This window comes from Thermoplasma sp. Kam2015, assembly GCF_003205235.1.
Classification (GTDB): domain Archaea; phylum Thermoplasmatota; class Thermoplasmata; order Thermoplasmatales; family Thermoplasmataceae; genus Thermoplasma.
Genome location: NZ_QJSM01000005.1, coordinates 46004 through 70700 on the forward strand (window position 1 = coordinate 46004; position 24697 = coordinate 70700).

The window sequence follows — 24697 nt, forward strand, 5'->3', positions numbered from 1 at the left end:
CCTTAATTTTACCGATACAGATGCCCATAATCAGAAACACTGTTGGATCCGCATTATATGTTTATCTCAACAGGCCGGATAGAAAAAATGCCATAGACCTGGAGACGGTATATGATCTTGAAAAGATTCTGGATGACTCCGCCTCAGACGATAGCATTCGAGCTGTTGTATTATCTGGCGAGGGAAAGGATTTCTCTGCAGGTGCGGATATAAATATGCTTGCCTCTTTTGACAGTGCATCGGCCTACGAATTCAGAATGGCCATGAACAGAGTCTCAAGAAAGATCCGTGATCTTCCGAAGCCAGTCATTGCCGTACTGAAGGGCTATTCGCTGGGAGGTGGGCTTGAAATAGCCGAATCAGCAGACATAAGGATAGCTCTAAAGGATGCCGTCATAGGGCAGCCTGAGATATCCATAGGAATAAATGCCGGTGCTGGCGGGAACGTTATCCTGCCCAGGATAGTGGGTGCTGGTAGGGCGATGTACATGGCCATGACCGGTAGGAAGATGAGCGCAATGGAAGCCAAGGCCATGGGCCTTGTGGATGAAGTGGTAGAGGATGAGGATCAGGTCAGATCGATAGTGGACGATATAGCCGGGAAGCCGCAGGCCACACTTCAGTATATAAAGAAGCTTGTCAATGCCTCACTGGATCTTCCGATTGATCGTGCCATGGAGGAAGAGGCGTTATATTTCTCCATGCTATTTACGAAGAAAGAAATAACGGATCTTCTGTTAAAATGGAGGAAGAGATGATGATCCTTGGTGTGGATGGCGGCTCAACGAAGACGCTTGCGATTGTTTTTGATGAGAGAAGCGAGTCGATAGCTGGTGTGGGGATATCAGGGCCTTCCAACTTCACGAATGCTCCGAGGGAAACTGCAACTGCAAATATATCAGATGCAGTCAAGAAAGCATGCTCCGAAGCCGGTGTGGACATGAGGAGCATCGATACGAAGGTCTTTGGCCTGGCAGGTATCGGAGACAGCAAAGAAGCCACCGAACTCGGTAAGGACATCGTAAGATCCATCGTCGGAAAAGCTGATGTAGTATCGGATGGCCTCGGAGCCTATAAATTCGCCAATCTGAATGAAGACGGAGTTGTGTTTGCACCCGGAACGGGCAGCGTCGGATTTCTTAAGAAGGGAGGCGAACCAAAGCGCTTCGGCGGATGGGGATGGGTAATAGGCGATGAGGGATCTGCAAGCTGGATGGCCAAGCAGGCGATACTGCTTGCCGAACGCGAATATGATGGGATATCCGAAACTGGATTCAGGGACATAGTCATGAGCTACTTCGGCATGGATCTATATGAGGTGGTATATGCAATCTCCAAGGAGAGGATAGCCAAACGCGTTGTTGCTGCTCTGGCACCTCACATATCCGCTATGGCCAGATCCGGAAATAAATATGCCAATTCCATATTTGAAGAGAGCTCATCCTATATCTCTGAGGTGATGAACTCAAAATCTAAGGCGCTTGGCGGTTCAGGCAGATACTCGGTTCTGGGTGGGACTATGCTGGCAGGAGACTTTTATCAGCATATGATCAGATCCAAGACTTCCGTGCCGGTGAACATTTACTATGGATATCAGGTGGCCATAGGCGATGTGCTGATGGGTCTTGAGAAGAAGGGTGAGATTGATCTTTCAATCAGGGATAAGATCATCCGGCAGTTGAATGCCAGCCTCAAAAATAAACCTGAGGATATAAAAGAATTCCTCTTCATGGAAAATGTGCCTGAATCTTAGGATAACCTCCTCTTCTCCATCTCAAATTCCCTCATCAAATCCTCAGGTATTCCCCCTATGTGACTGAAATATTCACCAATGTTTCTCATCTCCTCTCTCCATCCCTCTCTGTCTATCCTGAACAGTTCCTCGAGATCATGCGTTGAGAGGTTAAGCCCCTCCAGGTTGATCTTCTCCGGTATGTATCCTATGGGCGTCTCAACGGCATTATCGTTGTGATCCAGGCGGTATATGATCCACTCTATGACCCTGAAATTCTCAGAGAAACCTGGCCATATGAAGGAACCATCAGCCCTTCTCCTGAACCAGTTGACGTAGAATATCTTAGGCTTGTACCTAAGCTTCTGCCCCACCTCTATCCAGTGCTTAAAGTAATCAGCTATGTTGTATCCGCAGAAAGGCCTCATGGCCATAGGATCTCTCCTTAACTCGCCGACTTTACCTTCGGATGCAGCAGTTTTCTCAACACCCATTGTGGCGCCCATGAACACGCCGTGATTCCAGTTGAACGCCTCGTACACGAGCGGAATAAGGGACGCGCGCCTTCCACCGAACAGTATGGCAGAAACTGGAACGCCATCCGGATCGTTTATCTTTTCCGACAGGAATGGATAATTTGCCAGAGGTGAGGTGAATCTGGAGTTTGGATGCGCTATTGGTTCTCCATTTGGCTTTCTGAGGATGCCTTTCCAGTCGTACAATTGGTCATCGACGGGATCGAGCCCTTCCCACCACGGTTCGCCGGTCTTTGTCAGGCCTGTGTTTGTGAATATGGTGTCCTTAGTCAGCGTTAGCATTGCATTCCTGTTTGTCCTGTGGTTAGTCCCAGGCACAACTGCAAAGAATCCGTTCTCAGGATTGGTCGCATGCAGTTTGCCATTCTCTATCTTCATCCAGGATATGTCATCGCTGAGGAGCCTTGTCTTCCAGCCAGCATCTGCATAATGCTTTGGCGGATTTATCATGGAAAGGTTTGTCTTTCCGCTTGCACTGGGAAATGCCCCAGTTATGTAGATCTTTCTGCCACGCGGATCCTCCACCTCAAGCAACAGCATGTGCTCTGCCAACCAACCCTCAGATCTGGCCTTCACTGAGGCTATCCTCAGTGCATGGCATTTTTTGCTTAGCAGAGCATTTCCGCCATAGTTTGTGTTGACACTGAGTATATCCGCATCAACACCTTCAGGCTTGTCCCAGGGAAGATGTATTATGTACTTGCTGTTCGGATCGAGGGTTCCGGTTGCATGTACTCCTTTTACAAATCGATCAGGGATTTTCTGCATGATCTGTTTTCCCATCCTGGTTATGTAGTGCAGATTGAGGACGACATATTTGCTGTCCGTGATCTCTACGCCATAGTCCGTGAACCTTGAATCTAGTGGACCAAGTGCATATGGTATTACGTACATCGTCTTTCCACGATAGGCATTCCTGAAAAACCTGTTCCACACATCTCTTGCCTGTTCCAGCGACATATAATTGTTGAGATTTCCGACCATCTTGCTATCCGGAGCGGCAATGAAGGTACGTTCCTCGCTTCTGGCTACATCTGTCCTATCACTTCTGTAAATGAATGAATTGGGATAGTGATCCTTGTTCAGCTCTATGAATTCTCCAGATCTAACCATTTCGCCCGCTATCTGGGCAAATTCTTCTCTTGACCCATCACAGACCAAAACATTCTCAGGATCCGTGAACTTTTTGATAGATTCTATCCATCTCAATGCATTTTTGTTAAGTTCTGTTTCATTCAGCGCGAGCATAATGATTCTACGAAAAAATGGTATATATAAATATCTGAGGTGGTGTTTATAGGTTGCATGTAAAATAATCCCTGATTTTTCTAGGCAGGCAACAGATTTATTGTATGATCCGTTTAAATTATTAAATATAACGAATAAAAATATATGAATATAAAAAACTATAATTTAAAGAAACAAACGCAAATTTTATATGAAGTTCATTATGCGGGTGAAAGTTCAAATTCTATGCGTTTGTTTTTCCTTCCCTTATTCTCTATCTTTCTCAGGATTATGCGACCAACCTCCTTTGTATTTGCAACATGCGTTCCGCCGTCTGATTGTTCGTCAAGGCCTTCAATGACTATTATCCTCACAACTGGCAATGATTCTATCAGTTTTCTTCCAGGCTCTGTTCTTGCCAGATTTGGCCTTTTCAACGCTTCCTCCCTGCTTATGTTCTCCGCGTAGACACGATGGCCTTCGGCTATGAACTCATTGGCCTCTTCTATGATCTGATCGACGAATTCCTTGGTGAAGTTCTCTATATTCATGTCTATTCGGGATCTGTCTTCATATATCTGGCCGCCTGTGAGCAGGGCTTCGGAGTTGTGCTTTGCAGAAACTATGCCATCCAGTATGTGTATGGCCGTGTGGTATCTCATATGCGCATATCTTCTCTGCCAGTCTATGATACCATGTATACTATCGCCGGGTTGCAATCCGTCAGCGTTTTCCAGAATATGGATCACATCATCTCCCTGCTTCTGCACATCGATCACTCTGTATCTTGCATCTCCCTTTAGGATAACGCCAACGTCATTGGGCTGACCCCCTCCTGTTGGATAAAATGCTGTGCGGTTCAAAATCAGCCTGTTAGAATCCACAGAAACTATTTCCGCATCGAATTCCTTCAGGTACATGTTGTCATAATAGATCTTTTCGGTCACGGTGTAGAGTATCCATTCATACTTTAAACAGTTTAGTATTTCACGATAAACAGATCTGTGTAGTAAGATTTAAATATAATAAAAAAATGCCTATCCATGGCAAATCTGATAAGAAAAGAAGACAGAGAATACCTAAAGGGAGAGTTTGACAAGTATCTGAAAAATGATGTTGATCTTGTGGTTTTCACTTCAAATGATGAGAACTGCAGGTATTGCAAGGAGACCGTACAGCTCGCCACTGAAGTTTCTGAGATCAATCCAAAGATTCACCTGAAGGTTTACAACTTCGATGAAGATAAGGAAATGGTGAAAAAATACGGTGTGGAGAAATATCCAGCCACCATAGTTTCCAAGGCGGGTGTCGAGGACGGAAGAATAGTGTATTATGGTCTTCCATCTGGTTATGAATTTGGTTCACTCATAGAGGATCTGAAGAACGTATCCATAGGAGAGGCAGATGTCTCATCCAAGGCAGCCGAGCTCATATCAAAGATAGACAAGCCAATAACGATAAAGGTATACGTTACGCCTACATGTCCGTATTGCCCAAGAGCGGTTGGAACGGCGCATAAATTCGCGCTCCTGAATCCCAACATAAAGGGCGAAATGATCGAGGCTCTGGAATTCGAGAATGAAGCTGAAGAGGTTGGGGTTTCTAGCGTTCCTCACATAGTTATAAACAATGATGTGACCTTCATTGGGGCCTATCCAGACGACCAGTTCGCCGAATACGTCATGGAAGCCTACGATCATCAGTAAATTAAATATTTACTATTTTTTGTAATATTTTATTTTGGTTCTTCATTCTATTATATAAATATTTCTCAGAAATTCCGTATTTTCTTTGTCTTGGATTTATATCTGGTTATTTTATCATAGATACAATAATGTATTTTTAATGCATATATTTCATTGAGCAAAAAGTTAAATAATCTATTTTTGATTATACACTATGGACAGTAGTAATGATGGTAACAATAACAAGGGTACTAACTATCAGCCCCCTTCAGGCGGTGGTTATAGGCCACCTTCAGCTGGTAAGAAGAACCGAAAGCTTGTGTGGGCTGTGGTTGCTGTCGTTATAATAGTTGTAGTTGCAACAGTAAGTGTTGAGGCCTATTATTCGAACAAGGCAGCACACACAATAACAATATGGAGCTCTCAGAGCGCCGGTGGAGAAACGCAGGTCTTCGATCAAGCGGTTAAGGCATTCGAGGCAAAATATCCAAATATAACGCTATCAATTGATACTGCCGTGAATGTTGGGTCAGCCTCCACGTATCTGACAGCCGCCCATGCTGGCAAAGCACCAAATGTATATAGAGATACAAGCGACGATGCAGCTGTTCTATGGGCCTCTGGATCGCTCATCAACATGAGTGATGAATTCAACAGTTCATATTTTGCTCAATTTGAGCCAGCCGCTCTCAATGACTGGACATATCACGGTAGCATATATGGAATACCCATAAACATAAATGGAAATGCACTGTACTACAACAAAATGTACGTCAAGACGCCTCCAAAAACAATCTACCAGCTAATCCAGGAAGCAAAGAATGTGACTGGAAAGACGAGTCCAAATGGTAAAACTGTATATGGATTCCCATACGGGCTTGGACTCTGGTATGGATATAACGCCGCGGCCTGGTTCCCTGCATTCAACGCGACAATATTTAATGCCTCTATGTATCCGCAGCTTAACTCGGTAAATTCCACAAAGACAATAGGCTTCCTTTACAACCTTACATATGTATATAAGGTTAGCCCTACCGGTCTCAGCACGACGAATGATGTAATATCGATGTTTGAGGATAATGAGTCCGCATTCATAGAGGAAGGGCCTTGGATGCAGGCCACCTTCGAAAGCTATCTTGGTAACAATCTCGGTGTGGCACCATTGCCTTACAACAATGTGACGGGCAGCTGGGTTGAGCCTATCTGGGGTTCAATAGGATATGTTGTATCCAACAGCAAAGCCAGTGGAGCAAATCCGACACAGATATGGGCATCAATACAGTTTGTTAAGATGATGACGAACATAACAAACCAGGAACTGTTGTTCAAAGAAGCAGGCGATTTCCCATCTGCAATAGCAGCCAATAGCTGGGCAGTTGCTCATAACTCCACAGATCCGTTCGCAAAGTACTGGTTTGAACAGGAAGAACATACGCAGATCCAGCCTAATTATCTCGCTTTCAATGCATACTGGACTCCATTCAATACGCAGATGTATGCACTGTATGTCGGTGGCCATGGTAACATAACACAAGCTGCAAATGCGCTGGAGCAACAGATAATCTCGACGATGAAGTCCGCAGGATATCCACCATTCATTTCGGCAACGACCATCTCTTTACTGCAGACATCATCCGTCAGTGAAAACATATTTTTCTTTGCAGAGAGCTATGGTAATGTGATAAGATTATAAATAAAATAAGGCTATAGAAATGAAAAGCATGAAAACATTGAATTTTTCAAATTTTTTCAATAAATCCTATGACTGGAAGAGTATAATATACGTGATACCAGTAATAGCCGTTCTTGTCTTTCTGGATTTTTATCCTATAGGCGTTGGCGTCTATTTTTCATTCACAAATCTCAACGTGATACATTTCTATAACTATAGTTTTATAGGATTTGCAAATTATATTGCAATACTTACATCAAGCGCCTTTCCTCAGATAATACTGCATACAATTATCTGGAGCGTTGGAAGTACCGTGTTGATGGTACCTATGGGATTCGCGCTTGCACTGATCATAAATCAGAAAGGCCTGATAGGCAAGCGATTTTATAGAACTTTGATACTCTTTCCATGGGCGTATCCAGCATTCATAACATTGCTGATATGGAAGAACATGCTCAGCTATCATTTCGGGATAATAAACGAAGTTCTTAATGCCTTGGGATTGAAGGGGCTTTTCTGGCTTGGAAGTCCATCTCTAGCCATGCTCTCTTTGATCCTTGTTAATCTATGGTTATCATTTCCGTATTATACCTACGTATTTACGGCCTCCATACAGAGCATACCATCTGAATTATACGATGCAGCGGAGATGGATGGATACGGTACCCTGCGAACTCTGAGAAGAATAACGCTACCGATGCTCAGCAGGCAGTTTGCCTTCATAACAATATTTGGTTTCATATTCACATGGAATAATTTCTATCCAGTTTTTCTACTGACAGGTGGCGGACCTCTTATATCGACCCAGATACTTATAACCTATTCATATTATGAAGCATTCACATACCTTGCCTATGGTGTTGGAATAGCTTATGCAATAATATCAATATTGATACTGCTGGTGCTTGTAGTTCTTGCTAACAAATATACCAAGATGATGCAGGTTCTATATTAGGTGATCTGATGGAAGAGTCAAACGAAAATAAGGAAATAAGGCGTCCAAGATATGCAGAGGCTTATTATAAGAAGAATACGTATTATAAACGCATATCCATAATCAAGAAGATACTTTCTCACATAATACTGATAATAGTGGGAGTATATTCTATTTTCCCAATCTATTACGTGATACTTACATCGTTAAGTTCGGTGAACAGTATCGCCGAGACCAGCTTATCTGATCTCCTCCCAAAGTTCTTCTCACTTTCAAACTATTATCTGATATTATTCAAATATCCCTTTCTAACGTGGCTTGGAAACACGCTAATATTCTGCACGGCATCTACAGCTATAGGGATAGCGTTCGCCATCATAGCTGGGATAGGTATGTCTAGATTTAATATACCTGGAAAAAAGGCAATACTGTATATGATGCTGATACTCACTATGTTTCCTTTTGTTGTTATGGTTATTCCACTCTACTTTATGTTCGCAACGTTACATCTTATCGATACCTATCAGGGCCTGATCTTGGCATATACAGGTGGTGCGCTCGTTTATTCATCATGGCTCATAATGAACTACGTCAACTCGCTTCCCAGGGATTATGAGGAAGCTGCACAATTGGATGGTCTGACTCAGTCTCAAGCTTTGTTCAGGATCCTTGTTCCGATGTCAAGACCGGTGATAATATTTGCAACGCTTGTTGCATTTATGGGCCCATATACAGACTATGCACTTGCAGGTCAATTCATCACAACTCCAAGCATGTACACCCTAGCTATAGGTCTCTATTACACATCCACAGGCACTGTGGTGATGAATTACAATGTCTATGCTGCATTCTCGGTGTTGATGGGCTTACCATTGTTCATACTGTTCTTCGTGTTTCAAAAGTATCTGGTGACAGGATTTAGCCTCGCTACGTATAAATAATCGCATATGGAATAAAAGCTGAAAATATTTAGATATTTTTCAATAGAATATTTTTATTCTTTTGTTATAGGCATATAGTAAAAAATATTTATAGAGAGAAGAGTTTATTATACCATGCGAAGTAGTAATAATATCATAATAGTTCTATCATTGACCGTACTTTTTCTGATGTCGGTAATTTCAATTCCCATATCTGCGGCTTCACCCATGGCGAATAGCGCAATTCATGTAAATGAGGGAAACATAACTTTCACTGGAAATACTCAGGCAGACTTTGCAGGGCATATTGTGTATAGAAATTACATGGCGTCTCCTTGGGGAAAAAATAATAATATCTCCTCGTTTTACGTTTCTTTCAATGCAACATATCTATTCTTAGGCGTTAGCGAAAACATAAGTGATAACGCACTTTATATCTTCATGAGCAATAATACTGGATCTGATTATGGTACCTATGAAATATCGAATCTAAATGTCTGGGCCAGAGATATAAAATTCACTGAACCTCTAAATTATTTTTCCAGCGTTTGGTTTGGTGGTGAAAATACGGGAATAACAGGCTACGGTACATTCTTGATCAACACCTCAATAACTAGTAATACGCCAAACGCTAGGATGATACCGAGTATATTTAAATTTGATTCATCTACCAATAGTACTGAAATAGCCATTCCATGGACTTCAATGTTTCCAAGCGGATATTCTGGTACGCTAGTTATGAATCTTTCCCTCTTCGTCGTTGGAGGAAGCGGTTCATGGGTCGGAACAGGCATACCGTATTATCAGGAGGGATCGTACAACGACGGCACCTACCAGAGTTTATTTACGGTCAATAATACGCTTGCTCTGAACTTTGGATATGTCAATATACCGTCTTCAAGACCAAAGCCTATAAATCTGGCCATAATTTATAACGATCATCAGCCACTTTACAAAATTGTAGGATCCAACAATTACATACTCCCGTGGACAGAAGCCCATGCAACCGCCGAATACATAGAGCAGGCGCTTATAGCACATATGTTTCCGCAGATAAATGTGACATACGAAATGTCTGGATCTCTCCTCTACCAGCTCGTTAATATATCTACGGATCCATACTACAACAATACATTCATTCGATATGCCTTCATACCATACAGCACACTTAATACAACGGAGAATCAAAGTCTACTTGCGAATATAACCGCGGATTACTTCAGTATACCGGAATATGTATTTGAATTGAATGAACCAGCATCCAATGAATACAGAAATTTACATGACATATGGATGTCTGGAGGAAAGTTGAGTTCGTCTCAATTTGAAGATCTGAAAGTTCTGTGGTTCCTCTATGACATCAGTACGCCTCTTATTGAGGGGCAGCTTGGATCCAACTGGATAAACAGTACTATATGGGCTATGCATAATCAGACTTCTTTCAACCAGAAGGATCTTTTAGAAATACTGCATTATTCAAAATGGCTCACAGGTCAGGTCATACCTGCATTCAGAAATGACATGCAGGGAAATCAGAATGGAAGCAATAATGTTGAGCTGTTTACAAGTCCGTTTTATCATCCGTTAACTCCTCTGCTGCTGGCAAACAATATATCAGGTCCAGAAGGCTCCATCGAGAAGGCATCATACTACAGCGATGTGCTGGCTCAGATGAACATAAGCCGTGGTCAGTTTCATTCTCTCTTTGGTCAGTGGCCTTCCGGTATGTACGCTCCAGAGTTCACGGTATCGTATCGTATGATGCAGGCAATAGATGAGTCTGGCGCAATATGGAGCAATACAGCGGAAGCCACTTTAATGGCCTCTGGAATTGATGCCTCTGGTTATGACTTTGGAAACGGTGGAAACATTTCCCAGATGCTAAATCTTTATACACCATACGTGGCTATTGGCCCAGACAACACCTCTGTCTATATGTTCTTCAGGGACGGTTACATATCAAATAACTGGGCTTTCAACTATGGAAACCTTCCAACATGGGTTGCAGTTGATAACATAATAAATTATCTGAAGGGCGTATACAGCGCGATACCGGCTCAAGATCATGCCAGAACGCTGGTAACAATAGGCATAGATGGAGAAAACTGGATGTTTATGTCGCCGTTCGCCGAGGATGGCGTACCATTCTTGGAGGATCTTTACAAGGCACTGGATCAGAACTCTAGTTATATTCATACGGTGACTCCAGATCAGTTCATTCAGCAGGCCAGATCTGATGGATTATCATTCCCAGTTCTAACACATATAGCAACCGCCGGCTGGAACAGCGGAAACGGTAAGGCTGCGCCGTATCAAAACAACATATATTTAACTCAGTGGTCTGGAGATTCTGTACAGGACTTTTACTGGGAGGCTCTAAATTCAGTCAGGAATAAGGTGGTAGAGTACCAAAAATCCCATAACCTCACGCAAATAGAGAATTATTCGGCGTTTGAGAGTAATTTGACAGCCAGAGGTCCTGAAGGAAATCTTACAAGAGCCTGGAATGCTGTATACGCTGCAGAAGGCAGTGACTGGTTCTTCCAGATGGCTCCGTGGACAATAAGCAGCTCCAATACGCTCCCATTTGATTACATATTCAAGGGCGATCTGATATATGCACTGAAGCAAATCGGATCGCGTGTACCGAATTATCTGACGCTTGGCTACAGCAAACCTCTGACTCCATATTCGCTTGGGGATTACACTCAACAGCATACTCCATCCCTAAATGGATATGCAGGTGAAACCATAAGCACACCATATGGAATTGCGTCATCTCCAGTGATAGAAGATCAGTGGAATGACAGTATCAGGTATGTAAATTCAAATTCCACCTATGGATCCATTTCTCAGGTGGACATAGAATACAATTCAACAACTATATTCGTTCAGATATACGTCAATGGAGATGCTTGGCTATACGGTATTGATCCACTTGATGAGATTGGAGTGTACATGTCCCTTCCAGATCCATCGATGGGAAGCAATATAAGCAACGATGTACAGAGTGCATCATTCTATACCGTTGGAGGCATGCAGAAACTAGATTTCGCTGCCACATATGCTGCAGTCATAAACACATCCTCGTTCGACGATGGCGCAGGATACTACAATGCATATACCTCTACAGGTCTCGATCATTGGTCGTCATATCCACACAGTGGGAGCATGGTGGCCTTTGCGCGTTCGGTAATACAGTTCGCTATACCCATGTCATTTCCAGGGTACGTTCCTGGAAATTCCTTCGAAATGGGTGTCTTTGCGCATAATGGAATGTCACAGAAAACTTACTTTATGTCTCCATTTTTCATTCATATACCAATTTCCATCGCCTCCTATGTCCTGATATCTTCAATACACAACACCGTTCCACCTGTTGGCGATGGGAATTACACATATCCGGATCAGCCTACGCAGATCCCGCCGGGATCTTTAGATCTTGAATACATTAACGTATCCGAGAATCAGTTTGACGTCCAGTGGGCATTTAAATATGCACAGCTCTGGAACATATGGAATGGGCCGCTTGGGTTTTCGAACCAGATAATTAACATATTCATATCAAACGGAAGCAGAAATGGACGTACTTATCTTGGAAACGGCCCGAATGCAGACTCAACTGTCCCATGGCAGACCCTGATATACATATCTGGATGGGCAACCTACATTCAGACGTTGTCTGGGACAACATCATCTGGAATAATCGTGACTTCTAACTTGAGCCGCGGGGATATATATGTCACAATACCAATAGGGGATATAGGGCGTGACCTTATGTCTTACAGGTACATAATAGTGGCCGGATCATATGACGGTTATGGTTTGGATGGATGGAGGATCGTAGATCAGTCAAATACCACCAACGGCGGCTGGCAGGGAGGCGGAGGAGATCCACCGTGGAGTTCAAATATATACACATACATCGCCCCTGCGACTGTGCATGAAGGTAAATTGACCCAACAAGAGGCCTTGGCAAACTTTTCAATAAACCATCCTGCACAGCTGATGCCGATAGAGCTCCCAGGAATAAATGAAACTGTAAGATCGTCTCTTGAAAAGATAAACAGCACGGTATACGATTTTCCTACGGTTGTAAGATCAGGGAATGCATATTATATGTACTTCATATCGAATAGAAGTGGCATCAACATGGTTTATGCTTCTTCAACACACAACTTTATATCATGGAGCACCCCTGTTCGAATTCCAGGTACAGCCTGGGCAAGCGACTTAAGCGTCTCCGCATCTAATGGGCTGGTTTATCTGGCGTATGTGAAGAATTCAAGCATCATCCTTGATGAAGGTTGGGGAACATTCTTCTGGACGATAGGCGCATTTCATTCAAACGCTGTGCATATAAGTTTGTATTCCACCACTCATGGGCTATTTTTGCTCGAAACCTTCAGGAGTGGTGATCGGTACACATACTCTCTGATCCACATTGTGAACGGAAACATCGTGAAAGAACGTCATTTTGATTTTGCCGGGCAATCATATGGTTCCATATCTGGATTCTGGAATAAGCTCGTCATTTCATACTATGATCATAATGATGGAAACTACACTATACATCTTATTCTATTTACAGAAAATCTCAATGGCATTTCTTCTTATACATACAATACCGATGCAACGCTTAAGGGGATCGTATCAATTGCAATAGCTCGTGGAAATATAATCTATCTATCCTACGTCTCTTTCGAAAGAGGCATCTATACGCTTGAGATCTCTACATTTCTTCTGAATCGGAACCTGATACCGATTTCAACATTCAATATTACGTCCTCCACATTTGATATATCAAATCCTTCCATTACGATTGGTTGGATGGGAAACATCATTCTAGCTTGGCATCAGATATATGAACTAAATAACACTGTTTTCGCCCTACGACTTCTTCCTATTATACCAGTATTCCTAGAGACGCAGTTTCCATTTTCCAGTCATGTCTTAAAGTTTGAAGCATTAGAAATGTCCCTCCATGCTTTCTTTAAAATAAATTATTCAAATTTAATCATATTAAAAAATTAGTATTTTATATATAGTGATTTTGCAGCAATATCAAGCTTGAGCAACATTTATCCTCTTTCCATTCCATAGAAGTTTCCCTGAATCTTTATCGAAGATCAGTATTCTGTTGTTCAATGGTATCAGCTTAACCATTTCACCTATCCTGCGTTCCTGTAGAGATGAGGTGGCCCTTACTATTCTTGTATTTGAATTTCTTAGGATATAGTATTCAAGGCGCCTTCTGCCTAGTGGCTGTATGGCTTCAAGTTCGGCAGTGAACCCTTCATTTCCTTCTCCAATATCCTCCGGTCTTATACCAACTATGACATCCACAACGTTTTCTGGGAAATCCTGCCCCACATCCAGCTGAAACTCATTGATCTTGAGTATCTTATCCTGGTTTTCATGGGTGATCACACCATCTATGAAATTGATAGGAGGATCACCAACAAAGCCAGCTATGAACGTATTGGCTGGAGAATCATAAACATCCATTGGGCTACCAACCTGTATGAGATGTCCTCTGTTAATAACGGCTACTCTGTCGGCAAGAGTCATTGCCTCTATCTGGTCATGCGTCACATAGATGGTTGTTATGCCTAGCTGTTCATGAAGTTTCTTCAGTTCTACCCTCATCGTACCGCGTAACTTGGCATCAAGGTTAGACAGCGGTTCGTCCATGAGAAATACGGCTGGTCTTCTGATTATCGCCCTTCCCAGAGCGACCCTTTGCCTCTGCCCACCTGATATCTGTCCAGGTTTCATGTTCAGAATACCCTCAATATCCAGAAGTTTCGCAACTTCCCTGACTCGTTCGTCTATCTCCTGTTTACTAATCTTCTGTATCTTGAGGGGGAATGCTATATTGTCATAAACGGTCATAAATGGATACAGGGCATAATTCTGGAAAACCATAGCCATATCACGATCTTTTGGCGGAAAATCGGTTATCTCGTATTCGTCAAGAAATATGTGGCCAGAATCTACCTTCTCAAGACCGGCTATTATCCTCAACAGAGTGGTTTTACCAGAACCACTTGGCCCGAGGATGACAAAGAATTCTCCATTGTTTATCGTCAAATTAATATCAAAGAGACCAGCATCTGGGCCATTAGGTGAACTCTTTCCAAAATCTCTGGTTATATGCTCGAGCCGTACTACGGTCATGATGATACTGTAGTCTTTACATATAATTTAAACTTTTGTGCTTTATGCCTCTATCAGTGGTAATATGCGTCAGGTAATGTCTGCAGGTCATCTCTGATCGCTCGTCAGGGGATACATATCAGCTATAGTTAGCCACTTTGAGCCCCATATCTTGAGATCATTCAGTACGGTACGCAGATCCATCCCTTTCTGTGTCAGGGAATACATAACGCGGAACGGTTGGGTGGAGATGATCCTCCTCTCTATTATCCCTTTTTGCTGCAGTCTCTTTAGCGTAGTTGAAAGCGTCTTAGGGCTCATATTCTCTGCCTTTCTCAGAATGTCGTTGAAACCAAGACTCTCTTCTGACAGGAATCTTATAACCAGCAGATCGTTTTCGTTTCCGACTTCCCTTATAGCTTCCACTATGGGGCACGTCTCTCCCTTATTCAATGTATCCACCTTTATTAACTCAAGTACAGTTACTATAGACGGAGTTATTTAAAATATATAAATATTTATTCTATATCAGCTTAAGAAAAAATAGTAGGTGAAAAAATGGAAGTAATGAAAGCATGGACAGCGGATTTAGCGCATTCTAACGTAGAGTTTGTGGTTCGGCATATGATGATATCTAGGGTAAGAGGAAGCTTTAAGAAGTACGATATAACATACAATGGGGATCCAGACAAGCTTGAATCCGGCAGAGCGACAGCCAAGATAGATGTGGCAAGTGTATTTACTGGCGATAACGGCAGGGATGAAGATCTCAGGTCATCTAACTTTTTCGAGGTATCAAAGTATCCCTTTATTACATTTGAATCCACAAAGATTGAGAAGATCTCTGATGAGAGCTATAAGGTCCATGGGAATTTGACAATAAAGGGCGTGACAAAGGAAGTTGCCTTCGATGGTGAACTCGGGGGCATTCTGAAGGATCCATACGGCAATCAGAGATTTGGTTTCTCAGCGACAGCTTCAATAAACCGCAGAGAATTTGGCCTTACATGGAACATGGTGCTCGATAACGGTGGTGTTATGGTTGGCGATACGGTCAAGATAGAAATTGCTCTGGAAATGGTAGAAGTGAATCAGAAATGATCTCAAAAATTCCTGAATACTTCTTTGAGGGTTCGTTGACATACGATGGTGCTGGTGTAAAACTCAGAAGAATGTTTGGATCTCAGAGAACGGCACAAATAACGGATCCATTTCTTCTTATGGATATATTCGGTTCAGAAAGGAGGGAGGACTATGATAATGGATTTCCATGGCATCCACATAGAGGTATTGAAACCATAACATACCAGATGGCAGGAAAGACATTACACGAAGACAGCGAAGGTCATAAGGGTATCATAGGACCAGGAGAATTCCAGTGGATGACTGCAGGAAGCGGGATATTCCACGAAGAAATGCCAAAACCAATATATTACGGTGAGGAGGCAAGATACGCTACCAGAGATAATTCAAACAAGGGCATACAGCTCTGGCTTAATTTGCCATCATCCTCAAAGATGACAGACCCTTCCTATCGTTCCATAAAGCCTGATCAGATACCTCATATAACGGATGATTATGGAAACAGGATAAGGATCGTGGCAGGAAACGTCAATGGAGTTAATGGAGCATTGAACGAGAATTTTCAATACGATATGGTAAAAAAGATAGATCCATATTATATTGAAATAATTATGGAAGCTGGTGCCAAATCCGATCTCTCAATTCCAGAAGGATACCGCGGCATCCTGGCAATTATTGACGGTAATATAAGGATCAATACTTCACAGTTCAGTGAAAAAAATGTAGTGGTGCTTTCAAGAGAAGGTTCAAATGTTAGCCTTAAGGCACTGGCCGATTCCAGGATAATATTGCTTGCTGGGAGACCACTAAATGAACCTATAGCCTGGTATGGACCTATCGTGATGAACACAAGAGAAGAAATAATAAATGCCCTCAAAGAGCTTCAGGAAGGAAATTTCGTAAAGAATAAAAATCCAATGATGCAGTAACTGGATACATTATGATTCAAGGATATTTATTTTCAGTAGTGCACTGATACTTTGCCTTGATATGCGTGCCGCTAAGAATCAGACAATATCTTCTCAAGAAAAGTCCATTCTATTATCATCTTCATATAGTTAAAAAAGAATTGGCCTCGGCATAATTTAAAATAGAATTTCCTCTATTTATGATAATGCTTCTACGCCATATCATTGTCCTGCGGAATAGACTGCCTGCCTTGGATCCATACGTTCATTATCAACGTATCTAGTTTTATGTCTTCCATGCGAGCGGTCTTCCCACCTACCGAATAAACTCTCTCATTGTCCTTTATGAAGAAGGTATGTTTGAATCCAGGAACAAGATCGATTCCCGTTATGTTACCCTCTATTTTCACTGGTCCGGTGGCGCTGTATCCGCTAACCTCTGCTGAGATGTTGTATGACCTCTTTAGAAACGAGTTTATTGCTTCACAGCTCAGCCAGGCGGTTGAAAATTTCATATCCCGCCTCACAGGAAAGTCGTGAAATGTATCTGAAGGGCCCCATATAGTATGATAGTAATAGTAATTCAGTATGTGAATCAGCTCGTTTTCATCAAAATAAAGTGCATATCCCTCGGAATCCTCAGTGCTTTCAACATTTATTATCCCGTGCTTTCTATCCGCTATCATCACCTGTGATGCAGCTCCTCTCCTTATTCTAATGACAATATCATCCGGCAGCGTTCTAAGGAAGTCGATTTCAGCATCGGGAAAGGCGACAATGACAACGGTCACCCCTTTCTTCGCAGCCTCGATAAAATATTTCTTAAGGTATCTCAGATTCTCATAATTAAGTGAAGCTATTATTTCATTCTCAGCCTCTGAGATAACATCTTTCATCTTTTCTCTTATTTGAAAATTATTTTTTATCATCCAGAGATAGGGATTGTTCCCCTTGAATTTTTTCTGCTGTTCTATATAACTTTCAATCCTCTTTTTGTAATCCCTTATTTCTATGAGCTTTCGATCTATGAAATTATCGATGGGTACAGCCCTGTAGACCTTCTTCTTTCCAGGGCTGACTTCTACAGCACCCTTTGATTCTAAGCTTTCGAATATATCATATACTCTGGGCTGTGGCACCTTAGATAATTTCGCAGTCTCCGTTGCGCTGTTAGGGCCATATATCAGCAAAGTCTTGTAAACCTTTATCTCATATGGAGTCAGCCCAAGTTTTGACAGATATGAAAATGCATCTTCCTCTTCATCCATGAATGCATATTATATCTACAAATTAATATTTTTTTATTCACCAAGTATCATTTTTGCAGCTTTGATTGGTACAACACAGATCATCCTCGTATCTTCCTCTGCGTCCATACCATGTTCCACGTTCGGCGGTATGAAAATGAAATCATCAGCCTTTGCGACGTACATAGAGTCGCCGAGGGTCACTCTCACCTTTCCAGAAATGATGTATATCTCATGCTCGTAATCATGATGGTGATGAGGCGTGGATTTACCCTTTTCCACAGTTATCAGTCTCATGGAATAATTCTCAGCGCCATCCCTGTGCGTGATCAGCCATCTTATTGATGCACCGCCATCCATAAGTTGCCCTTCAACATCGGTTGAATGGTGCACAAAACCAGAACTCTTTATAGCTTTCTCCATATAATATGATCAAGCATCATTATATATAGATTGTCCAGCACAATCATAAATTAAGGCTATATATACGTTGAATATGGTAACACGTGGATAGAATAACTGTCGAAAACCCCGGCCAGAGATACATATCAAACTTCATCATTTACGATGCTCTCGGAGAGCCAGAAATAGACATCAACAAATGGAGGCTTTGCATTGATGGCCTTGTCAGATCGAAAAAATGCTACAGCTTTGATGAACTTGAAAAGATGCCGCATATAAAATATACTGCTGATTTCAACTGTGTCACGAAGTGGTCCATAAAGGACGTAGTCTGGGAGGGCCCTTCACTTTCACACCTGATTATGGACAGTATACCTGATCAGAAGGCAAAATGGGTTATGTTCTGGTCAGCTGATGGATATTCAACACCAGTCCCTATTGAATACGCCCTCTCCGAAAGATCTCTGATAGCCATAAGGATGAACGGTTCCTATTTAAAAAAGGAAAATGGCTATCCGGCGAGGCCGTTCATTCCGGATCTCTATGGTTGGAAAAGCGCCAAATGGCTCATTTTGATAGAATTGATAGAAGATTACAGAGATGGATACTGGGAGCAGTATGGATATCATGAGGTTGGAAGGGTAGAAGCTGAGGAAAGGTTCAAAGGATTCTCATGGAAAAGCATGAGGCGGAATTCAAGGAGATCCGAATGATCTTTCTTCTCCAAATTTTATGAGATAGATTGAGATCAAAATTGCCACCACCATCATAGCAGACGAGATCAGAAATACCAGATGAATGCTTTTCGTTTCGTCGTAAATTATATTTCCGGCTATTGGGCCAGCTGAAAGTGCTAGGCTGTTTGCTATGGTGTAATATGATGTCCTCCTGACTCTGTTCTCTCCTGACGATCTGCTCACGGCCATATTGAATGATATCAGTGAATAAATGGAAAAAGGTGCAGATAGAAATACAACGGTAAGTATGACCAATGTCTGCGTTCGGATGAAATACAGGACGGCAAAGAGAGTTGATAGGAATAGAAGCGTTATTGCCATAGAAGATGCATATCCTGTGCGCGTGGCCATGATCTTCCCAACTCTCTGAGACCCTATATAAACTATCCCACTTGCTATCAGGACAACCGTGTAGAATGTTGATCCTATATCGAGATAAGGCCTTCCAAGCAGATAGAGTGCGATGTATGGCTGGGAAAAATAATAGGCGAACCCGATTACTGATAGAAGTGCTATTATGAGAAGGAACTCAATTTCGGTGGAATTTTTAGATGCAGTCTTGTAAACATCCCCGACCTTTGCCCCAGGAATATTCCTCATGATGTTTATTGAAAGGGCAGAGAATATGAAGGACACAAGAAATATGATGAAATAGTCGGTCTTATAGCCATTGACAAGGAGGAATACCGATATCGCAATAAGATAGCCAACTATTCCGAAACCCTTCATGACCATATTCCGCGTTGAAAAATAATTATCCCTTTTACCTTCACCTATCAGGCCTGGTATCCAGAGCATCCATGTCGTTCCAGAAAGGGAGGAAAAGAAACTCCTCATTATTAGCAGCCCAAGAAGCATATAGAGAAAGTACCGTGTATGAATGAAGATGAGAATGGCTATGAAGAGCCATGGAATTCTATCAAGGAATGTGGTGAAGATCGTCACAGTTTTCAGGTCATCTATTTTTCTCAGAATTCTATAGGCAGCTATCTGAGAGAATGGTACCGCTATAACCGGAAGCCCAGTTATGAAACCAATTGGTGCTGATGAACCAAGCATCAGTATGGCCAAAGGTACAATATAAGGAGAGGTGATTGAGCTGTATATGGACCACAAGGCTCCATCTCCGATAGATAGATCCATAACCCTCTGCTCAGCGCTTCCATAGCCGAGAAGGTAGCGGCGGAGGAAGTGCCCTCTCTTAATATGTACTACCATCACCGATGGTATCATGGGCAGAATATAAAACATTATGAGATCATTGATCATCATTATATTCCAGTAAGTGGTATATTCTGAGATGATCAGCACAGCTGTCAAAGGATCTGATCCTTTCTTTAGGGTACTTGAGATTGAGGCATCAGGTATAAAAGCAAAGACTCTCTACGTCGAGGGTACATTCAACTGCAACGGAGAGGGGAGCATCGTATTGGATCAGGATGCGGGAAGGGTGAACAGAATTGAGGGAATAATTCCGGGCAGATACGAATTCAGAATCGCGATAGATCAGTATCGCTACTTTAGATGCGCTGGGGCAAAATCCGGCAAGTTTCATATATCTATATGGTTGAATTCGGCATACCATAATCCTGAGTTTTCACAGTTCGCCTCCATATTGGATGGAAGGATAATGGACATCAGGGTTGCTGTACCGCGATCTGCGGTCTCGATCGATATTCTCACCGAATCCAGCATCAAGAAGATATTCGCAAGGCGATCATCGCAGGACACATTTGATGTGGTGGAATTTGTCATGGCCGGTGTTGCGGGTTACGCCTTTGTGATAGATGGAGTAAGATATCCAGAAGAGGGGTTTTTCCATGCCTCTTCAAGAGTGAACTCTGATGGAAGGACAAAGATAATGTACCACATATTCCCAGATCGCTTCTACCGATCAGGGCCAGGGGTTCCGGGGCTATCCAGGTGGGGAATCAGGCCTTCCAGAGATTCATTCTTCGGCGGTAATCTGGAGGGTATCAGGGAGAAGATATCTTATATCAGTGATCTCAGCGTGGATCACATATATCTGAATCCAATTTTCAAGAGCAGATCGAATCACAGGTACGATGTAGATGATTATTATGCGGTTGACGATCTTCTCGGTGGAGAGGCCGATCTGAAAAATCTTGTTCAGGACTCGCACGCTAACGGTATAAGGATAATACTGGACATGGTGTTCAATCATACATCCACAAATTTTCCAGCATTTAGGGATGTCCTTAAAAATGGGAAAAGTTCACGTTATTACAACTGGTATATATTTCACAATGATAGCTTTGAAGCGTTCAATGGAAGGGGAAAGAATGGAAAGTTCCCAGCATATGAGACCTTCATGGGCTATGGGGGAATGCCGAAGCTTGACCACAGGAACCCAGAAGTAAGACGTTATTGTCTAGACGTGATGAAACATTACATAGATGAATTCGGCGTAGACGGGTTTCGCTATGATGTTGCTCATTCAATATATAGCGAATTTTTCAGGGAAACGATGCAGGAGATTGGAAAGGATAAGATTCATGTATGTGAGGCCTGGTGCCTGCCAACCTACTTCCTTAATGGAGACTCATGGATAAGCTACACCAACTACTTTCTGGGAGGAAGCATAATAGATTTCATAATGGAAAAGATCACTCTGGACGAGTTCTATGATAGAATTCAGCGTATGATTCTGGTGAATGGACTCGACAAACAGCAGATCATGATGAATGTTCTTGATTCTCACGATACTCCGAGGATTCTAAGGATACTTCACGGTGATAAAAGTAAGGTGAAGCTTGCGTATACCATACTCTATCTATTTGATGGCATCGCAACCATATATTACGGTGACGAGGTTGGTCTGGATGGAGGCAAGGATCCGGATGACAGAAGATGTTTCCCATGGGATTCGATCGATGAGGACATGCATGACTTCTTCGTGAATCTTGGACAGATAAGGAAGCGCTTCAATCTTGGTTCAGCTGGCGTTATTGCGGTCTCTGAGGATGAACTTTCATTTAAGATAACAAAGATTAAGGCAGATTATTCCATATCCATTCACATAGCCAGGGACGAAGGAATGAAGTTTCCGGAGAATGCGCTGTTGAAGGTGAAGCGCAACGATAAGAGGACATCGCCCTGGGACTTCTATCTGGTCAGCAGCACATGAGGAATGATGCGCCTATGTGATGGACATTTTGACAGAAATATTCGAAAAGATTTAATAATCCTACCTTTATTGGCCACAATGGGGTAACTAATTGGAGACCATATCTGTGATAGGGGCGGGAACAATAGGGTCAGCAATATCAGTCTCTTTAAACAGAGCCGGCTATCATGTGATAGCAACCAGGAGGCGACCGGATCTTAATAAGGCGCTGGTTGGCTACGGTATAGAAGTTACATCGGACAACATTTACGCCGTGCGATCATCCGAGATATCCATACTGACGCTAAAGCCCGCCGATCTCATCTCTGAGGTCAGAAAATTATCGAAGTTCCTCAGTGGAAAGATAGTCATCTCAATGGCTGCGGCGGTGCCCATAAGGGTCATCAGCGGGCTGCTTCCCGATTCTTTCATAGTCAGATCGATGACAAACATAGCCGCTGAGGTGAACGCAGGCTATACTCCATTCTGCACAGCGGAAACAGATGAGGAAAAAATTTCCCTGGTGAGACGTGTACTCGGCGTATTTGGAGAGACAGATCAGGTAGACGAAAAGTACATGGACGCCTTGACTGCGCTTAGTGGCAGCGGTCCGGCATACATACTCACAATAATAGAGGCCATGATGTACGGCGGTCTCAAGGTTGGCCTGCCAAGGAGCATAGCGCTGAAAGCCTCATATCAGACAGTCATGGGTTCTGCCAAACTCCTGGCCGTGAGCGGAGACCATCCTTCGGCTATAAAGGAGAAGGTCATAACGCCCGGTGGCGTAACAATAGATGGTATATACGAACTTGAGAATGGTAAGATCAGAACCTCAATAATGAAGGCAATAGAATCGTCCACGATTAAGGCCAGAAGGATATCAAAGGATCTCTTCCCAGAAGAGACAGAAAAATGATATATGGTCTATATCAATTCATATTTCTGGATTTTTATATGATGTTTATGATTAATCGACATCCACTTCAAGAAAACCTCCATTTTCCCTTACATTGTAGACTTTAAGTCCGAGTTTGTCCATAGGTGCATTAGGTGCAACGAATGGGGGTTCGATCATCTTTCCACTGTTTAGGTCAAATCTGGCGTTGTGGCATGGACATTTCACTGTCATAGTATCCTCTTCGAATATCCCGAGTATGCACTTTGCGTGAGTGCAGACTGCGTTGAGGCCATGCAGGCCGTCTTTACCTCTTGCTATGAACACGATATTCCCGTCAACGTTGACTGCCATATGGCCGCCCGCGTTATCTAGAGCTTTGACTGAAACAGTCTTTTTCCAGACCATGCCGGTTAATCGTCACCCCATAGAAAAATTTTGATATTGATTATCTGGTAATATCAATTCAAGAATGTATACAAAATACATAATAGATTAGAAACAAATTTTATTTTCCCCAGAATCATCCGCCCTTAATGGAATATTCATCGGTATTAACAAGAAAAATAAACGTCTGGTCGGTTTATAGGAAGGTTAGGAGTTTGAGGGAAGCAGTAAAACTCCGACCTTCAGGGAGGAGATACACGGACTTCCCTCAATGGAAATATTTGTAAGCAATTTACCATATCTATAGATAGTGATAACAGCCACCAAAGTAAAGCTATATCCAAACGAAGGACAGAAAATATTATTGGAGAAGCACTTTGGCAGCTGTAGATTCGTATACAATTACTTTCTAAAAAAGAGGGATGAATACTATATAACGCATAGGGATGCGCAGAGATCTTCTCTGAACTATTTCGACACAAATAACATGCTCATCGAACTCAAGAAGGAATATCCATGGCTGTACGAGATCAACGCCCAATCACTTCAGATGTCTCTACGCTTTCTCGATAATGCATTCAAGAACTTCTTCCATAGGAACGCTGAACATCCTAAATTCAAAAGGAAAGGTATCAACGAATTCTTTGCAGTACCACAGCACATCAAAATTCAAGGAAACAGGATCTATTTCCCAAAGTTCTCTGAAGGCATATACTTCAAGGGCTCTGAGAAGAAGCTGTCCGAGATTAAAGACATCAACGAGATAGTAATAACCAAGGATTCAGGATACTATTACTGCTCTATTATATATGAAAATGAGGAGGAACTACCAGAGAAGAAGCCATTATCCTCAGAGAACTCCGTTGGCATAGATCTCGGAATAGAGAAATTTGCAACCTTATCGAATGGTATAGCAATAGAGAATCCAGGATTCATAAAGAAGGTAGAGAAAAGAATAAAGCGTCTTCAAAAACAGCTATCGAAAAAGGAGAATGGATCGAAGAATAGAAGGAAGCATATACTTAAATTACAGAAGGAGTACA

General features: G+C 42.4%; 21 protein-coding genes. 13 read left to right on the forward strand and 8 right to left on the reverse strand.

Going from position 1 to position 24697, the window contains the following annotated elements; translation table 11 throughout:
• Positions 1 to 20: 20 nt before the first annotated feature.
• Together DMB44_RS00645 and DMB44_RS00650 are read left to right on the forward strand one after the other, a co-directional pair.
• The gene (locus DMB44_RS00645; RefSeq protein ID WP_237265197.1) at positions 21 to 758 is read left to right on the forward strand and encodes an enoyl-CoA hydratase/isomerase family protein; all 738 of its coding nucleotides are present in this window, start codon (positions 21 to 23) and stop codon (positions 756 to 758) included.
• Entirely contained in the window at positions 743 to 1753 is a 1011-nt protein-coding gene (locus tag DMB44_RS00650; RefSeq protein ID WP_110640139.1) for an N-acetylglucosamine kinase, read from the forward strand. Before DMB44_RS00645 ends, DMB44_RS00650 begins: the two co-directional genes overlap by 16 nt.
• Here the strand turns inward: DMB44_RS00650 and DMB44_RS00655 are convergent.
• Positions 1750 to 3516: a phosphoenolpyruvate carboxykinase (GTP) gene (locus DMB44_RS00655; RefSeq protein ID WP_110640140.1), complete on the reverse strand. Its 1767-nt coding sequence runs from the start codon at positions 3514 to 3516 to the stop codon at positions 1750 to 1752. The two genes, DMB44_RS00650 and DMB44_RS00655, sit on opposite strands and share 4 nt — an antisense overlap.
• Before the next feature lie 200 nt (positions 3517 to 3716).
• Entirely contained in the window at positions 3717 to 4442 is a 726-nt protein-coding gene (gene alaXM / locus DMB44_RS00660) for an alanyl-tRNA editing protein AlaXM (RefSeq protein ID WP_110640141.1), read from the reverse strand.
• 96 nt (positions 4443 to 4538) lie between these two features.
• Between alaXM and DMB44_RS00665 the strand changes: the two genes are divergently transcribed.
• The 5 genes from DMB44_RS00665 to DMB44_RS00685 all read left to right on the forward strand — a co-directional run bounded on the left by DMB44_RS00665 (position 4539) and on the right by DMB44_RS00685 (position 13740).
• Positions 4539 to 5201 (forward strand): thioredoxin family protein, encoded by a 663-nt coding sequence (locus DMB44_RS00665; protein WP_110640142.1) that lies wholly within the window; start codon positions 4539 to 4541, stop codon positions 5199 to 5201.
• A gap of 193 nt (positions 5202 to 5394) precedes the next feature.
• A complete protein-coding gene (locus tag DMB44_RS00670; RefSeq protein WP_110640143.1) occupies positions 5395 to 6873 on the forward strand; it encodes an extracellular solute-binding protein in 1479 nt (492 codons plus the stop codon).
• Positions 6874 to 6901: 28 nt separating this feature from the next.
• Positions 6902 to 7807: a carbohydrate ABC transporter permease gene (locus tag DMB44_RS00675; protein WP_237265198.1), complete on the forward strand. Its 906-nt coding sequence runs from the start codon at positions 6902 to 6904 to the stop codon at positions 7805 to 7807.
• An 8-nt stretch (positions 7808 to 7815) separates the two neighbouring features.
• Positions 7816 to 8727: a sugar ABC transporter permease gene (locus tag DMB44_RS00680; RefSeq protein WP_237265199.1), complete on the forward strand. Its 912-nt coding sequence runs from the start codon at positions 7816 to 7818 to the stop codon at positions 8725 to 8727.
• A gap of 114 nt (positions 8728 to 8841) precedes the next feature.
• The gene (locus DMB44_RS00685) at positions 8842 to 13740 is read left to right on the forward strand and encodes a glucodextranase DOMON-like domain-containing protein (RefSeq protein WP_110640145.1); all 4899 of its coding nucleotides are present in this window, start codon (positions 8842 to 8844) and stop codon (positions 13738 to 13740) included.
• Positions 13741 to 13770: 30 nt separating this feature from the next.
• On the opposite strand, the gene DMB44_RS00690 is transcribed toward DMB44_RS00685, so the two are convergent.
• Positions 13771 to 14886, reverse strand: coding sequence for an ABC transporter ATP-binding protein (locus DMB44_RS00690; RefSeq protein WP_110640146.1), 1116 nt, complete (start codon positions 14884 to 14886; stop codon positions 13771 to 13773).
• Positions 14887 to 14973: 87 nt separating this feature from the next.
• Positions 14974 to 15318, reverse strand: a complete 345-nt coding sequence (locus DMB44_RS00695; RefSeq protein WP_110640161.1) for a helix-turn-helix domain-containing protein — start codon at positions 15316 to 15318, stop codon at positions 14974 to 14976.
• Positions 15319 to 15423: 105 nt separating this feature from the next.
• Here DMB44_RS00695 and DMB44_RS00700 point away from each other — a divergent pair, with 105 nt between their 5' ends.
• Both DMB44_RS00700 and DMB44_RS00705 read left to right on the forward strand, forming a co-directional pair.
• Positions 15424 to 15966, forward strand: a complete 543-nt coding sequence (locus tag DMB44_RS00700; protein ID WP_110640147.1) for a YceI family protein — start codon at positions 15424 to 15426, stop codon at positions 15964 to 15966.
• Positions 15963 to 16877 (forward strand): pirin family protein, encoded by a 915-nt coding sequence (locus DMB44_RS00705; protein ID WP_110640148.1) that lies wholly within the window; start codon positions 15963 to 15965, stop codon positions 16875 to 16877. The genes DMB44_RS00700 and DMB44_RS00705 overlap by 4 nt, the downstream gene beginning before the upstream one ends.
• 191 nt (positions 16878 to 17068) lie before the next feature.
• On the opposite strand, the gene DMB44_RS00710 is transcribed toward DMB44_RS00705, so the two are convergent.
• Both DMB44_RS00710 and DMB44_RS00715 read right to left on the reverse strand, forming a co-directional pair.
• Positions 17069 to 18124, reverse strand: coding sequence for a TrmB family transcriptional regulator (locus tag DMB44_RS00710; protein WP_110640149.1), 1056 nt, complete (start codon positions 18122 to 18124; stop codon positions 17069 to 17071).
• Between the two features lie 33 nt (positions 18125 to 18157).
• Positions 18158 to 18526, reverse strand: a complete 369-nt coding sequence (locus DMB44_RS00715) for a cupin domain-containing protein (protein WP_110640150.1) — start codon at positions 18524 to 18526, stop codon at positions 18158 to 18160.
• A gap of 83 nt (positions 18527 to 18609) precedes the next feature.
• Between DMB44_RS00715 and DMB44_RS00720 the strand changes: the two genes are divergently transcribed.
• Entirely contained in the window at positions 18610 to 19218 is a 609-nt protein-coding gene (locus DMB44_RS00720) for a sulfite oxidase-like oxidoreductase (RefSeq protein WP_110640151.1), read from the forward strand.
• On the opposite strand, the gene DMB44_RS00725 is transcribed toward DMB44_RS00720, so the two are convergent.
• A complete protein-coding gene (locus DMB44_RS00725; RefSeq protein ID WP_110640162.1) occupies positions 19201 to 20460 on the reverse strand; it encodes an MFS transporter in 1260 nt (419 codons plus the stop codon). The genes DMB44_RS00720 and DMB44_RS00725 overlap by 18 nt on opposite strands.
• 82 nt (positions 20461 to 20542) lie before the next feature.
• Between DMB44_RS00725 and DMB44_RS00730 the strand changes: the two genes are divergently transcribed.
• Complete coding sequence (locus DMB44_RS00730) at positions 20543 to 22390, forward strand: glycoside hydrolase family 13 protein (RefSeq protein ID WP_110640152.1); 1848 nt, start codon at positions 20543 to 20545, stop codon at positions 22388 to 22390.
• A 91-nt stretch (positions 22391 to 22481) separates the two neighbouring features.
• Positions 22482 to 23288, forward strand: coding sequence for a pyrroline-5-carboxylate reductase (gene proC, locus DMB44_RS00735; protein ID WP_110640153.1), 807 nt, complete (start codon positions 22482 to 22484; stop codon positions 23286 to 23288).
• Positions 23289 to 23339: 51 nt separating this feature from the next.
• Here proC and sdx read toward each other — a convergent pair whose 3' ends face one another.
• Positions 23340 to 23675 (reverse strand): sulredoxin, encoded by a 336-nt coding sequence (sdx, locus tag DMB44_RS00740; RefSeq protein ID WP_110640154.1) that lies wholly within the window; start codon positions 23673 to 23675, stop codon positions 23340 to 23342.
• A gap of 289 nt (positions 23676 to 23964) precedes the next feature.
• Between sdx and DMB44_RS00745 the strand changes: the two genes are divergently transcribed.
• A partial coding sequence (locus tag DMB44_RS00745) for an RNA-guided endonuclease TnpB family protein (protein WP_153280097.1) occupies positions 23965 to 24697 on the forward strand: 733 nt, incomplete at its 3' end.